Raw genomic sequence first — 15,622 nt, forward strand, 5'->3', positions numbered from 1 at the left:
AGCGCTTTTTCAAGAAAGCCTTGGCTTTTTCGTACGTTTCTAAACCTCGCGTGATAACAGTAGATAAGAATCCTGCCTATCCTGTAGCGATTCAAGAGTTGAAAGAAGAGAAATATATGCCTGAAGGTATACAACTAAGGCAAGTTAGATATCTCAATAATATAGTGGAACAGGATCATCGTTTTATTAAGAAACGCGTGCGTTCTATGTTGGGATTCAAGTCATTTAAAACAGCAACCTCTATATTGAGTGGTGTTGAAGCCATGCATATGATGAAAAAAGGACAACTTCACTCACAGGTGAAGTCTGCCCAAAATGAAGTTAGGTTCATACATAAATTGTTTGGAATTGCATCATAATCTGCCATTGAACAGTCTATGTAGGTTTCTATGTCTCTATCAAATGATTTTTGCACCAGAACCCTGTAAAACACTAGAAAAAGGTAGCGAACTGGAAATTCTTTCTCTATAATAAAACATAGGGCTTATAGGGAGGGGGATATATCCAATCATCTGATTGTGTAGATTAAAAGTATAATAGAGGAAAAACAGGGGGCAGAGGAATGTCAAAAAAATTAATGTCTTTATTTTCTGTTGCGATGGTTACAGCTCTTATGATAACTGGTTGTGGTCAAAGTGATAAAGCAACTACCGAACAAAAAGAGAATGTGACAAAAGAAAATAAGGAAGAGAAAAAAGATTCACAAAAAGAAAATAAAGAAGAAAAAACGGATACATCAAAAGAAAAAGAATCTAAAGATACGAAAGCTAAATCAAACGATTATTCAAAGCTTATCTCATATATGGAAAAAGAAACACAAGGGAAAACGAAAGTCCTTTATGAAAACAAAGAACCTCAAGTACATAAGTTACAAGATGTTTCAGTATCACTTGACAACTACACATTAGTTGAATTAAATGATTTTCATACCGATTTTAATATCCCTTTTAACGACCAAACAAATGGTGGGGTTATTCTTGCACACTATACTGTAAAGAATGATTCAAATAAAGATGTTTATTATATGCCAAATTTAAATATAACATTTACAGGTGCTCAGAGAGATTACAGTAACTATAAGGATTTAATTCCAAAGGAAGAACAATTACCTACAAAGCTATCTCCAGGCAATAATTATTTAGTAAAAGCTGGTGAAAGCATTTCTGGTTATATTGCATATCCATTTGGTAAAGATGATTTAACAAAAATTTTAGAGCTATCAACAGTTTCAGTCAAAGTTCCTGAAGCGCAAGCGAATAAAGGAAAATATGACGCCCCAATTGGAAGTGCTGGAAATTTGGCATTAAGTTTAAATAAACAAGGTGATCAAAAAGTTACAACAGATAAAACTTTTTATCAAGATAAAGCAACAGCTGAAAACATGGGCGAGAAGTCAATGCTAAATGAGAAATCAAACATTAATAAAAGTGAACAATTAGGTGCTACAAAAGTTACATTAGATGGATATCAATTTACCAAATTCACACCAAATTCCGTTGAGGCCCCTCGATTTGAAAGTTTCAAAAATGGAATTGTTTTATTGACAGTTAAATTTAAACTCGATAACAAAGAGACCGAAGATATTTCGCCGTCTCCAATAAGTTCTAAATTAAGTGTTAATGATGGTGCACAATATACGCTTAACGAAGGTATGTTACTAAATTACAAATATAGTGATTCGATTAAAGCTGGAACATCTGGAGAGTTATTACAGGTTTTCATTTTAGATGGAGAGCAATATGAAAAGATTTGGAAAAACAAAAACTTTGAGATTGAATTAGGTCCTATGATGAATAAAGATGCAAAAGACATTTCAAAAGGACACAAAGTGAAATTTACATTACCAAAATAGAATAGATATTTTCCAACGGTTTCACACAAATTCACACAAAAAACTAAATATGTAGCTATAACCCTGAACCCTCTTCAAGCTGACGAAGAGGGTTCTTTACAGAATTTCAGAACGTAAAAGCCCACTATGGTGCGGTAGCACCCCCTTTAGGGGTGGGATGAGATTTCGGTCAGACAAGAGAAGGCTTGTGCCTCCTTAGTTGTCTGAAAACATGCTATACTTAGCGTATAGACAAGTACAAGTCTTTAAAACAATCTCGTTCGTTGATAATTGGATATAATATAAGGTTCGATAGCCTAACTCACACTATCGGTAAAACTATATGTGTCGTGAAGTACAACACGCAAAAACTTATGCAAACCAACATCTGAACGGTATGGTAACAGTACCGTAGCCCACGAACCTATATGGTCTGTCGTGGGAGGGGCAATAAGATGCCCTCATCTTGAAGGCTGTTCAAAATAGAAATGGACTGCGAACGTTTAGTCATTCAAGAATCCCACTCGTTAATCCGTAAGGATTAGGGCTTGCGACTTTAGTCGTGGGAGTCTCAATTGTTGTTAGTTTAGAATAAAGTTTGATTAAAGCTTACTTATAATTCTTTAATCGAAAAGGAATAAAACAATGTAACGTATGACTTTATTTTATAGCCACAACAATAAGTCTTCTTTTTTTATATATTAGTAATGTCAAACATATTTCTTTCAATTTGATTCCAAATATCATTGATTTTTGTAGTTTCGAATCGTCTAAACAGGGTTGAAATACTAATTTGACTCTCTTCTTTTAATTCGTTGTAAGTTAATCTTCTATTGTATTTTTGGTATACCCGAACTAACTCTTTTTCACACGTACTTAATTCAATAGGCTTCTTTCCACCTTTATATTCATGGCGAAATCCGCACTCTTCCCTTAATTTTTTCATTGTAGAAAAGTATTGACGATATATATCAAATGAAAATGCAGTCTGATCAGTTAGCTCAGGAATAGTAGCAGCACGACCTAATTTTTTACTAATCATTTTATATTCATTTCTCAGTACTTCTTTTGAAATTTCATCATACTTTTTAACTTCAATTAGCTGTTTGCAACATAATAAAATTTCTGGCCAACTTTGATTTAATCTTATCTTTAAAGTATCGCTATAAGGGTATCGTTTTTTATTTCTTTTACTGTTATAAATGCCCTTTCTTGTAGAGCCTATGCGCTCAAACTCTTGATTTAGTTGTTCATATATTATTTCTTTAGAAATGTACTTTAAATGGTTATTTAAATCATATAGACCTGATTTAACAACAATTTGAGGAAAAGCTAAATTGAATTTTTTACGCAATGTCTCACTTGTATAATGCAGATCACCTTTCTTTGCATCATACACTTCCGCAGTTTTAACATCTTCTTTCTCCAAAACCTCTTTTACATGTTTTAACAATTCATTCTCGCAATATACAATGTCTTTTCGTATCATTATTGGTTCATTATTTGTATATTTCATCTCACACCACCGAACATTTGACAGTTTTCATTTCATAATAAATTATTAATAATTATATTATAATACAAATTAGATGAATTTTCGAAAAATATAACTATTGATTTGGAATAAAGTTTAATCAGAAATGTTTTACAACCTCTTATTTGATAAGTTACCATCTTTCGATATTTCGTATAAAGTGTCTAATAAAACACTGTTATTTTTGCTTCTGGTGCAAAAACGCTAGGAAAATTGCAAGTAATCTATAAATCTTGGACATACTGATACTACTAATCTAAAGAGGGTGTGTAATTGGTATGGAAAAGGAAAATATATTCAAATGGAAGCTGTAGCCTTGGAATAAAGGGCTCTGGTGCGAAAACTTCAAGATAATTGCAAGTAATCTATAAATCTTGGACATACTGATACTATTACTCTAAAAGAGGTGCGTGATCAGTATGGAAAAGCGAAATTTATTCAAGTGGAAGCATTATCATCATGATATTATTTTGCAAACAGTAAGATGGTACCTACGGTACAACTTGAGCTTTCGTGATTTGGTGGAAATGGTGGAGGAACGGGGCTTATCCGTTGTTCATACAACGATTATGCGTTGGATTCGTCAGTATGGTCCTGAATTAGACAAAAGAATCCGTCGTCATCTCAAGCAAACCAATGACTCTTGGAGAGTCGATGAAACATATATCAAAGTCAAAAGTCAATGGATGTACCTGTATTGTGCTGTCGATTCGAAAGGAAATACCATCGATTTTTACCTAAGCAAAGCAAGAAACCACAAGGCTGCAAAGCGATTCTTCAAGAAAGCTTTGCAGTCTTTTCATATTTCTGAGCCTCGTGTCGTGACAGTAGATAAGAATCCAGCTTATCCTATAGCAGTTGAAGAATTGAGAAAAGAAAAAAAGATGCCATTAGGCATCCAACTAAGGCAAGTGAAATATCTCAATAACATAGTGGAACAAGATCATCGGTTTATTAAAAAGCGAGTTCGTTCGATGTTAGGATTGAAATCCTTTCGCACAGCTACATCCATTATTTCTGGAATAGAAGCTATGCATATGGTAAAAAAAGGGCAACTTGTTTTACTGGACAAGTCTGTCCAAAATCAAGTGAAGTTCATCCAGCAACTATTTGGAATTGCTGCTTAAGACTAGATTCCACTAGGAAACTTTTCGCCTCTTTATATCTTTCCTAAGTATTTGCACCAGAACCAAAAATATTGTTGTTGAATTCATGAACATTAATTTATAATAGATTACGGAAAAATTTATACTGCAATGATATAGATTTTTCAAGTATACAAGGGCTGGGAGCAGCTCTTTTTTATTTTACTTGGGTTTTTTTTGTATGGCTTGATACAAAAGGTATAAATGATCTTGAATCATTCTACTTGTTTTATATTCGCTTAATTCCTGTTGTTTCTTTTTTAGAATCAATTGTCGCATTTTGAACATAGTAAAAGAACGTAAAAAAATGGAAATGGGTTCTCCATAAACATGACATTCTAATCATTCTTGTTTAATATTTTGCCAATGATGGATTTGAAAAATTAATTTTCTAAGTTTTGTAAATTTATTGCATCAGAACCAAAATTAGTTTAGGATTAAATTATCCGTACGTAAGGATAGTAAAAAACAAGGAGATGATTTTATGGCAGGATCTATTACAGTCACACCCGAACAACTAAAATCTCAGGCGAAAATTTATCAAACTGCTTCTTCACAAATTGAAGACGCTATTCGTAAGGTGAATTCTATGAATTCAGTGATTGCCCAAGAATGGCAGGGGGAAGCCTTTCGAGCTTACTTGGACCAATACAAACAGCTTGAAGGTAATGTGAAACAAATGGAAAATTTATTACAAAGTATTCATATGCAGTTGACCAAATATGCAGATACTGTCGCAGATCGTGATCGTCAGGATGCAAGTTCGTTTGGCTTAAGTTAATTTTTTTAAAAGGGGTCAGTGCAACTCATTGTGCTGACACCTTTTTTAATTTATCTGAAAGGAAGAAATGTATTTTGATAAAAAAATATAAGAGTTATTTTCCATTACTCGTCATTATACTTGGTGGATTATTTCTTATTTTGACATTCACTTATTTTGGTTTTAAAGATGATAATGTGTACCGGTCTACAAATCAAAAAGTATCCAAGGTTCAATATGTTTTAGTGAATGAAGATAAAGGGGCTGTTTTTGAGGGGAGGAAGTATGAACTAGGTGCAGACTTTGTTACTCTGATTAATCAAGATTCAAAAAATAGTTGGCAGACGGTCAGTAGGAATATTGCTAATGCAGGAATTGATAATGGTCAATTTGATGCAGAAATTATTATTCCTCAAGATTTCTCTGAACGTCTTTTGTCCCTTCAAAGTATAGCACCAGAACAGGCGACCATTAATTATCGTGTACGTAAAGGGCAAAATGAGATATCCAATCAAGCCGTTCAAACACAAGTAAATGATATTTTGAAAAATTTCAATCAACGAGTTGTACAGATGTATTTCTCAAGTATTGTAGGAAATTTATCAGAAGCCCAACTAAATGTTAATAAAATTGTTGGAGCAGAAACTGATGCTAAGAAATATCTGATGACAAATATTCAAGATCCATTTAAGGAGTTGTCGGGAGGATTTAATAATTTATCAAATGTTTCGAGTATTCTTGATGAAGATAATAAAGGTTTTCTCTCGGAACAACAAGCATTTGTATCATCCGTAAAAACTCTAATGGATGATAATAATAAGAGCTTAGAAGCAGGCAGTACCTCGACAAAAGAAGCCAAAAAATTAGTTACCGAAAATATCGATAAAACAAATGAAAAGTTAAAAGATTCCTTAAAGCAATTTGAGGATCAATTTAACCTACAAAAAAAGCAATTTGAGGATCAATTTAACCTACAGAAAACGCAATTAGAAAACCAACGGCAATCTGATTTATCGGGATATAAAGCAAAATATGATGGTTTGAACCAATCAATGTTTAAACAACTAGGAAACTTTTATACATCGGCAGCAGGTGAAGTGAATTCATCTGGGGTTTATACGGAATTCTTGCTAAATGCCAAGCTATTTCAAGAAACACAAACTGCTCGAATTGATGAACTAAATGATGAAATTAAGCAATTGCAATCGCAAGTTGAAACTCTTACTGATTTAAGAAAACAGATTGCACAAACTTATTATGGAAGTGCAGAAAAAAATCCGGATACAGCTTCTGAGGAGGATATTAAACAGGCGATTGTGAAACTAATGGCTGATTCAAAAGAAAATAAAGTTAATTTAGATAATCGTTATCGTCAAATGATAGAAGAAAGTCTACCACAAATTCCAGCAGACACTTTAGAAAATCTTTTACAAAAGTTAATTGCTGAGAATATTATAACTGATTCTCAATCTAAAAAATTCCAAGATGAGCTAACTATAGTTCGGCGTTATGCGAAAAATTTTGAAAAAGAAATAGGAAAGGAAGGAAACTTTTCCTATCTAGAAGGTAATTCTGAACATAACTCTATAATTCCTATAAATGGTAGGGAGGTCACTATATCTATTGATCCAACAAAAGATAATAGAATCTCTTTGAAGACAGACCATACAGAACAAGGAAGTTTAGGAATAAGAAATTTGACGGATCTTTTACCGGTGTTAAAAACAGAATTGGATCAAAAACTCAAATCATATGGGTACATTTCTGAGTGGAGTGAAGTTTCTAATCATGAATTCAGTATTTCATTGAAAAAGAACCCCACAGAACCAGAAAAACCAAAACCGCCGGTAGATCCGCCAACGGATCCAGAGAAACCAAAACCGCCGGTAGATCCGCCAACGGATCCAGAGAAACCAAAACCGCCGGTAGATCCGCCAACGGATCCAGAAAAACCAAAACCGCCGGTAGATCCGCCAGCGGATCCAGAAAAACCAAAACCGCCGGTAGATCCGCCAACGGAACCAGAAAAGCCGAAACCGCCGGTAGATCCGCCAACGGAACCAGAAAAGCCGAAACCGCCAACGGATCCAGAGCCGAAACCAGAAACAGAAAAGGATCTTCCGCCGTTACCTTCAAGTTTTAGCTTAACGTTTAAGGCGGATTTTGATTGGACCTTGGATGAAAAAATGAAGAAGAACTCTTTTGTCTCTGTTGATTATTCATGGATTGTTAATGAGCAAACTCAAGTGAATGCCAGCTATGCAGAATATATAGATGTAAATAAGAATTTAATATCTGACTTACCTGAGTTATTGAAACAATTTCAAATGCTTGATAGCACTGCACAGCAAATTGTTACCTTATTTGGAAATCCAGAAGATTCCATATCTATTGATAGCTATACAGATATGATTAACAAAACTGAAAATCAAGAGAAGACTCTCGAAGAGTTGGCAAACTCAAACTCTGTTTATCGAATGTATAACAATATCACAGGTGAACAAAAGATAGATGCTATTACAGAGAAAATTTATGAAGAATTTAAGAATAAAGGAAATCAACTCTATACAGATATTGAAGGCCAAATAAAAAATTTACAGGAAACAATTGGATCAACAACGGATAAAAATCATGATGGAACAAAAAATACATTATATGGAACTTTAAATCTAATGACTGAACCTCAGAAGTTTCTGAATGAAGCAGAAAAGTTAAATAATTGGTTTGTACAAGCCAATCAACAGATTAATGAAACGTATCAATCATGGAAAGAAAATGAAAAAATCCAAGAAGAATCTTTAAAAAGTGCAGAAAATCAACATCCTGCAGAAAATCAACATCCTGCAGAAAATCAACATCCTGCAGAGAACGATACAATACCAATTTCTTCAGAAACAGATAGCTTAGTAAAAGAAATGGAAGGTTTAGTTCAGAGTTCAAAGAGCTCGGCTGAAAGTATAGAAAAATCTGCAGCGAAAGCTCATGACATTTCTCCAAAAATTCAGGAGTTAAAAGAAAATACAGATAATGTTCAAAAAAATGCAGATACTGTTTTGAATAATTTAAATACTTCAGTCACTAAAATTCAAAAGAATACAAGTAAAAATGAAAAATACTCAGAAGAGTTTAGCAAAGTGCTTTCTAATACCAAACAAGGTGGAGCAGATAATTATAAAGTATTCAATTTTCTATCAGCCCCAATTGCTACAAAAGGAAGTTTTGAAGCTACTCGCCAAACGTCTATTATTCCTTACTATATGACGCTTGTTGGAGCTGTTCTTTCAGTCATTACCGGCATTTCCTTATGTCGTACTATTCAACGTAGAGAAATTACGAAAGATATGGTTTTTATTACACCTACAAGGGCATGGCTAAATGTTCCTAATGTTATGAAGGTAACAGGTGTCAGTCTAATTATCTCACTATTCTTTGCTGGAATAACTACTTTTAGTATTTTGAGAGTGTTTAATATCTCTTGGTTTAGTTACACGTTCCTAAATATTTTAGGTGGAACTTTATTAATAACAGGTTTTTCTCGTCAGTTTAAAAATATAACACTCTATGTTTGTGTTTCACTTTTAGGATTATATCTCATGTTAACACCATTATTAGGAATGCATACTCGTCCGGGTAGTATTGTCGATTTACTTTATCGTTTTTCACCGCTTCAAAACATAGAAAATGGTTATACAGCACTAAGCAATGGTATTCATGTTGGATGGGAAAGTTACTTGTTATTGGTAATTATTATTGTTGTAGGAATTGGTACGAATTTCATTGCTTTTCCAGGTGTGAAAAAGTCAGAGAAAGCTGAACAAGAGCAATAGCTTATGTTGTTAGGAGAAAGGATGTACGAATTTGGAAAAAATGATAAAACCAAAATTTCTCGTTTTTTCTCTTCTAATTTCTTTTTGTGTGACAAATCTTTTTACTAGTTTTAGCAGTCTAGCCTATGCTGAAGATGGAAAACTAACGATTCATAACAACGTGATTTATGAAAAAGAAAATCATAAAAATAATAATTCTGTTACAGGGATAGAAGATTTGTTTATAAAAGACAAAAACACAAAAAATAAGGAACTTGAGAAAGAAAATAGAAAGAGTACTTCAAGTATAAAAGAAAAAGTATTTCTTACCGATGAGAGTGTAGAAAAGAAACCACAGGATACAATTACCAAGCAGCTGTTTTCTAAAGACTACACAGCTTCTAATGAAAATGAAGCAACTGTGGAACATACCAATTATGAAATTCCTAGATGGACCTTCTGGATACTGTTAGGCATGGGTGTAACTGGAATATTAATTTTAGGTTGGTTATTAGGTAAAAGATTTTCAAACCTATTTATACGGAAAAAGGAGTAAACAATGGCAGAAAGAACAATGATTAATATCGAACTTCATGTTAATGAGCAAATACTTGATTTAACAATACCTAATCAGGTTTCTTCTAATAGATTGAAAGAACTATTGGTTGATTCATTATCTTTAGTAAATATAGAATTGCCCACTCATTTTTCATTGGAAGTAAAAAATAAGCCAATTCATTTAGATGAAAATGTTATATTGGCGAAATATCCATTGGCGGATGGTGATCAATTAGCAGTAAAAGAAATTATAGGGAGTTTGGAGGAACACTAGAGTATGGGGGAAATGAAAAATAGTTTGATAGTTATTAAAGAGGAAACTACATCTACTTTTATTAAAGTGCACTTAACAGCTAATCAATATTCTTTGTCAGGTGTAAAGCAATTCCAGTTATTTTTAAATAAAGCACCACACTTTTTGACTGGAAAGATAGAAGTGGCGAATGAAGAACAGGTCATTATCACTTATGAAAAAGATGAATTATCTTTTTCGCTTGAACAATATGTTAAAAAATTAGATGAATTTGATCGCCTTCTTTTAGCACAAAAAGTAAATTTCTTAAAAGAATATCTTAACCAACCAGTAACGCCATTTATCCATCCTAAAAATATCTTTATTTTTGGGGAAGAGTTGTTTATTGGTCATCGTGGCGTAATGAATACCGTTATTCCTTATCTTTCAACAGAAGAAGTATATCTAAAACAATACAAGGCATTACTTCTTTATATTTTAAATCCAAAACTGGATTTTGAGAATCTAATTGATGGGGCCGGTGCAGTCCGAGATCCTTTTTCCGAAAAAATTCAAGAATCTTCTTCGTTTGAAGAGATAGACAAGTTACTAATGGAAACAGTTGCGATTCAAAAGGAAAAAAGAAATGCTACAAGCATACTGGTGAAAAGTAGAAATTACACTGTTTTCAAGTGGGGAACAATTATTCTTGGTCTTGCAACATTAGGTCTTTCAATAGGGGTAGGGATATATTCATTAAATATTGTACCTCAGCAAAAACGAATCATAAGTGCAGAATCAAAGTTTATTTCAAATAATTATTCAGATGTTCTAGATTCTTTAAAGGAAGACAAACCAGAGAATCTTCCTAAAAGCGCACTATATGTGTTAGCAGTGAGCTCGATTCAACTAGATAGCTTGTCTAATGAGCAGAAAGAATCTGTATTAGGGACTATCTCCCAAAAATCAAATGATAACACATTACTTTATTGGATCTATATAGGAAAAGGAGACTTTGAAAAGGCCTTAAATATTGCTAAAAATATTGGAGATAATCAATATATTCTTCACGCCTATACAAAAGTTTATGATGTAACAAATGCAGATAACAAGATGAATGGTGCGAAGAAACAAGAATTACTTTCGAAATATAAGGAAGAGATGGAAAAGTACATGAAGTTATTGGAGGGTAAGACGGATGATCAGAAATCTAAACAATAGATTATCTAGTGAAGGTGTACCAATTGATGATCAAATTGTAAATAAAGCGTCTGTACTCTATGATATTTTTTCACTTGGTCATATATTTTCGCATCACGAACTAACAATGTCAAAGCCATCACTTAAGATTGGTAACCATGAAATTTCTTTTGATGGCACGCATTTGTTCTTGGATCAAGATCCATGGACAGGTGATATGAAGGATGGAATTCTCGCGTTACCTCATGAAAAATTAGAAGTTTTAACTACTATCAAGCCGAAAACAAATTTTGTGATTTCTTCTTCAAAGGACTCAGGAATCACCATTCCGACTAAGGCTTTTGCCTTGGTCACATTTAATGAAAAGAATGAAACTTACCAGTTAAATCTGTTTTCAAATGGGGTATTAGTTTACTTTAATGGAAATAAAGTAGATCGATTAGAAAAAGTTTTGTCTGTAGGGGATCAACTTGTTATTGATGGTGTGCTTATTGAATTGAGAGAAAAACAATTTAAGTTGTGTAAAATAACCAATGAATTTTCACTAAATTCTTGGGAGATTATTAACGAGATATTTATTCCAGAATACCCAAAAAATTTCCCTGAATTTAGACGTAGTCCAAGAATTCATTTACGAGAGCCTAAAGAAGAGATAGCAATTCAACCTCCAAGAGCTGAGGAAACTGATGGGAGAAGTGATTTATTGCGTACGATTGTTCCGCCATTGGCAATGGTTGTTTTAAGTGGTGCAACGAGCGTATTAAGTAATGGAAACCCTATTATGATGTTAAGCATGGGGGGGGTAAGTTTACTCACGGCAGGGTTCTCTGTTTCAAGTTATATTACGAATAAGAAAGAAGTGAAACAAAAGAATCTTAAGCGAAGTGAGTACTATGAAAAGTATCTTATTCAAAAGGAAAAAGAATTGTCGTTGCTCTCTCAAAAGCAATTAGAAGCTTTAACGTATAACTTCCCTGATATGGATTCATTGTCTTTGATGACAAAAGAATACAGTCCACGAATTTATGAAAAAACTATGACAAATGCTGATTTTATAAGTATTCGTTTGGGTCATGGAGAGATCCAAAGTAGTTATAAAGTCAGTTATCATTCAAGAGAAGAAGATGATGCTTTAAGTATATTTGCAGAAGAAAAAATTGTTTGGCCACATCAAACGTTAAAAGATGCACCTATTGCCATCTCGACGTTAAATCAAACGTTAGGACTTGCAGGAACAAAAACAGTACTACGAATAGCTGTACAGACAATATTATTTCAGCTTTCCGTTTTACATTCTTATAGAGATGTAGAATTTGTAGCATTAGTTCCAGAAGAAGATTATCAAGATTGTTGGCATGCATGGCGTTGGTTGCCACATTTTCAAATACGGAGCTTAAATTTACGAGGAATTATTCATAATTCACAGACACGTGACATGGTTTTAAATTCGTTCTATCAGTTGTTAACAAAACGTCGGCAACAAGTCAAAGAGGCGGGCAATGAGAAAGTAACCTTTGCTCCGCATTATATGTTTACGATTTTAGACGAGAGCTGGCTCTCTGGGCATGGATTAAATGAATTCTTAGCTGAAGATATGAGTCAATACGGTGTTACGGTCATCTGGGGGAAAGACGCGTTAAACATGTTGCCAGAGACAGCAACCACAGTTATTGATTATCAAAGTAACGAATCCGCGGTATTAATTAACAATAATAATGAGTACGTGAATCAACTTTTTGTTCCCAACCATTTACCCAAAAGTTATCCAATTGAGCAAGCAATACAACGCTTAGCTAATTTAGAACATGTTGAGGTAGAGAAAAATGCGATTCCAGAATCGATTGACTTTCTAGAATTATATGATGTGAAAAATGTTGGAGAGTTACATATTGGTGCTCGTTGGGAAAAAGCAGACACTTCAAAGTCATTAGCTGTTCCTTTGGGTGTTCGAGGAAAAGATGACATTGTTTATTTGAATTTACACGAACGAGCACATGGCCCACATGGACTCGTGGCAGGTACAACAGGATCTGGTAAATCGGAAATTGTCCAAAGTTATATTTTATCTTTAGCAGTAAATTTTGCACCAGAAGACGTTGGCTTTTTACCGATTGATTTTAAGGGTGGAGGTATGGCGAATTTATTTAAGAATTTACCACATCTGTTAGGATCGATTACAAACTTAGACGGTGCAAGTTCTGCAAGAGCATTACAAAGTATTCGAGCAGAATTACAAAAGAGACAACGGAAATTCGGTGAATTTGGTGTTAATCATATTAATGGGTATACCAAGTTGTATAAACAGGGAAAAGAAATTGCTGATCCTGTAGAAAAGAAAAAATATCCATCAGAACCATTGCCGCACCTTTTCTTAATCAGTGATGAATTTGCAGAATTAAAAGCAAATGAACCAGACTTTATGGCTGAGCTAGTATCAACTGCACGTATTGGTCGTTCGTTAGGAGTTCATTTGATTTTAGCTACTCAAAAGCCAAGTGGAGTAGTGGACGACCAGATTTGGTCAAACTCACGATTCAAATTAGCATTAAAAGTAGCCGATCCAAGTGATTCAAATGAAATTATTAAAACACCTGATGCAGCAACGATTACTCAACCAGGACGAGCGTATTTACAGGTCGGAAACAATGAAATTTATGAACTGTTTCAATCTGCGTGGAGTGGAGCGTATTATAATCCAGATGCACAATATGAAGAAAAAGTAGATGAAAGAATTTGGCTAATTAATCAATTGGGCCAGCACGAATTGTTAACTACAGATTTATCTCAAGATGATGAAGTGTCCATGAAAAAGGAAGAAAAACAAACACAATTGGACGCGATTGTAGAAGATATTGTGATTCATGCTGAAAAAACAAATGCAGTTCTTCCTGAAAAACCTTGGTTACCTCCATTAAAAACAGAAATTGATAGTCCAAAGATTAATGTAGTAACTTCAGGGGATTCGAAAAGAAATCTTTCAGTTCCATTTGGTTTGATGGATATTCCATCAAGACAAGAACAAATTGACTTTTTACTTAATTTAGAAGAGTTGAGTCACCTTGCAATCTATGGATCTCCAGGCTTTGGGAAATCCACTGCATTACAAACTCTTGTAATGAATTTATCAAGAATTAACAATCCTGAACAGGTCCAGTTTAACCTATTTGATTTTGGTACGAATGGTTTACTTCCAATAAAAGATTTACCGCATGTGGTGGATATTGTTCGGTTAGAGGAAGAAGAAAAACTGATGAAGTTCCTCAAACGAATTCGCAAAGAAATTCAAAGTCGAAAAGACGCATTTACAGAGTATGGTGTCGCAAGTCTGTCTCAATATGAAGAGAAGTCAGGAAAGCCGTTGCCAGGGATTGTTACCATTGTTGATGGTTTTGACTCAATTAAGGAGAGTCCTTTAGAGGAAGCTATAGAATCTGTGTTAAATCAGCTTTTACGAGAAGGAGCAAGTTTGGGACTCTATGTAGTTATGACAGTTCTTCGTACGAACAGCTTCAGAATGAGTATGGCGAGTAATATTCCATCACATATTGGGCTATTCCTTGTGGAAGAAGGTGCAATTCGAGATGTTGTAGGACGTGATGCTTTGATTTCGCAAGAAATTGTTGGACGAGCGCAAATCAAACTAGACGAGCCACATGAAGTTCAAATTTATCTACCAACTCATGGAAAAAATGATATTGATCGATTGAATAATTTAGAGCAAGAGATTGCACAGATGAATCAGCAGTGGAAGGGCACACGTCCTACCAAGATTCCGATGTTATCTAAAACGATCTCTATGCATGATTTTTATACAAATCCACTGGTACAAGAGATGTTAGATAATCTACAACTACCACTTGCTCTAAGTAAAGAAACCACAAATGTCGTTGGTTTTGTACCAGAAAAACATGGTTATTTTGTGATTGGAGACGATACGCCACAGCAAACGGAATATATTGAGCGTATAATCGTTCAAAACTTCAAACATTTTGAAGGGAAAGCACAAAGAATTGTGTTTAATGGGAGCGAACGATTTGGCAGATTCAAAGAAAGCTTCGATGTGATTGTATCAGATATGGAGTACAGTACTTTTGTTAATGATCTAATGAGTGAAATTGAAGAAAGAGAGACACAAAGTGAAAATCAACCGATGTTTGTGTATATTCCAGATGCGCAAATATTTGGAGATAAAACATTTATTTCGGATGAAACATTCAATAAATACTTAAAAAATGGTTCTAAAGTAGGTGTTTATTTCATTTTCCACGGCAATCAAAAACAAATTGAGAACAGTTATGATGAATTTAATAAACGATTACGAGCAAATATTCCAGCAGGGATGATTGGAACGCGTTTAGCTGATCAAGGATTGATAAATGTGAAATCTAGTTATAGTGAACCTACAGTGGAATTAGATGAGTCTCATTTCTTTGTTGGACGAAATGCAGGACGAGTGAAATTAGTTAGTGAGTAGATCAATTTTATCTGCGAGTGGTGTGTATGGCTGAGTAGTTACAAACAGAAAGATAGTCTTGATAGGGAAATAGATTTTGAGG

At 34.0% G+C, this 15,622-nt stretch carries 10 protein-coding genes and 1 pseudogene; 9 read left to right on the plus strand and 2 right to left on the minus strand.

Annotated elements, in window-relative coordinates; translation table 11 throughout:
- Positions 1 to 359, plus strand: a 359-nt coding sequence (locus BWGOE10_RS28795; RefSeq protein WP_131798997.1) for a DDE-type integrase/transposase/recombinase, incomplete at its 5' end; no start/stop codon positions are given.
- Positions 360 to 562: 203 nt separating this feature from the next.
- The gene (locus BWGOE10_RS28800; protein ID WP_070140267.1) at positions 563 to 1,852 is read left to right on the plus strand and encodes a DUF5068 domain-containing protein; all 1,290 of its coding nucleotides are present in this window, start codon (positions 563 to 565) and stop codon (positions 1,850 to 1,852) included.
- A gap of 673 nt (positions 1,853 to 2,525) precedes the next feature.
- Here the strand turns inward: BWGOE10_RS28800 and BWGOE10_RS28805 are convergent.
- A complete protein-coding gene (locus BWGOE10_RS28805) occupies positions 2,526 to 3,347 on the minus strand; it encodes a hypothetical protein (RefSeq protein WP_070146034.1) in 822 nt (273 codons plus the stop codon).
- A gap of 437 nt (positions 3,348 to 3,784) precedes the next feature.
- On the opposite strand from BWGOE10_RS28805, the gene BWGOE10_RS28810 reads away from it, so the two are divergent.
- Positions 3,785 to 4,492 (plus strand): IS6 family transposase, encoded by a 708-nt coding sequence (locus tag BWGOE10_RS28810; protein WP_070168367.1) that lies wholly within the window; start codon positions 3,785 to 3,787, stop codon positions 4,490 to 4,492.
- Between the two features lie 192 nt (positions 4,493 to 4,684).
- Here BWGOE10_RS28810 and BWGOE10_RS30775 read toward each other — a convergent pair.
- A pseudogene (locus BWGOE10_RS30775) lies at positions 4,685 to 4,909 on the minus strand (IS4 family transposase); the annotation flags it as partial.
- An 85-nt stretch (positions 4,910 to 4,994) separates the two neighbouring features.
- Between BWGOE10_RS30775 and BWGOE10_RS28815 the strand changes: the two are divergent.
- From BWGOE10_RS28815 to essC, 6 genes are all read left to right on the plus strand, one after another.
- Positions 4,995 to 5,291 (plus strand): WXG100 family type VII secretion target, encoded by a 297-nt coding sequence (locus BWGOE10_RS28815; RefSeq protein ID WP_070145943.1) that lies wholly within the window; start codon positions 4,995 to 4,997, stop codon positions 5,289 to 5,291.
- Positions 5,292 to 5,365: 74 nt separating this feature from the next.
- A complete protein-coding gene (gene esaA, locus BWGOE10_RS28820) occupies positions 5,366 to 9,097 on the plus strand; it encodes a type VII secretion protein EsaA (RefSeq protein WP_070145942.1) in 3,732 nt (1,243 codons plus the stop codon).
- 40 nt (positions 9,098 to 9,137) lie between these two features.
- The gene (gene essA, locus BWGOE10_RS28825) at positions 9,138 to 9,632 is read left to right on the plus strand and encodes a type VII secretion protein EssA (RefSeq protein ID WP_236736019.1); all 495 of its coding nucleotides are present in this window, start codon (positions 9,138 to 9,140) and stop codon (positions 9,630 to 9,632) included.
- 3 nt (positions 9,633 to 9,635) lie between these two features.
- Positions 9,636 to 9,908, plus strand: a complete 273-nt coding sequence (locus BWGOE10_RS28830; RefSeq protein ID WP_016128393.1) for an EsaB/YukD family protein — start codon at positions 9,636 to 9,638, stop codon at positions 9,906 to 9,908.
- Between the two features lie 3 nt (positions 9,909 to 9,911).
- Positions 9,912 to 11,087 (plus strand): type VII secretion protein EssB, encoded by a 1,176-nt coding sequence (gene essB, locus BWGOE10_RS28835; RefSeq protein ID WP_070140261.1) that lies wholly within the window; start codon positions 9,912 to 9,914, stop codon positions 11,085 to 11,087.
- Positions 11,065 to 15,540 carry a type VII secretion protein EssC gene (gene essC, locus BWGOE10_RS28840; protein WP_070145940.1) on the plus strand — a complete coding sequence of 1,492 codons (4,476 nt, stop codon included), beginning with the start codon at positions 11,065 to 11,067 and terminating at the stop codon, positions 15,538 to 15,540. Before essB ends, essC begins: the two co-directional genes overlap by 23 nt.
- Positions 15,541 to 15,622 lie beyond the last annotated feature (82 nt).

The organism is Bacillus mycoides (assembly GCF_001757995.1).
Lineage (GTDB): Bacteria > Bacillota > Bacilli > Bacillales > Bacillaceae_G > Bacillus_A > Bacillus_A mycoides_B.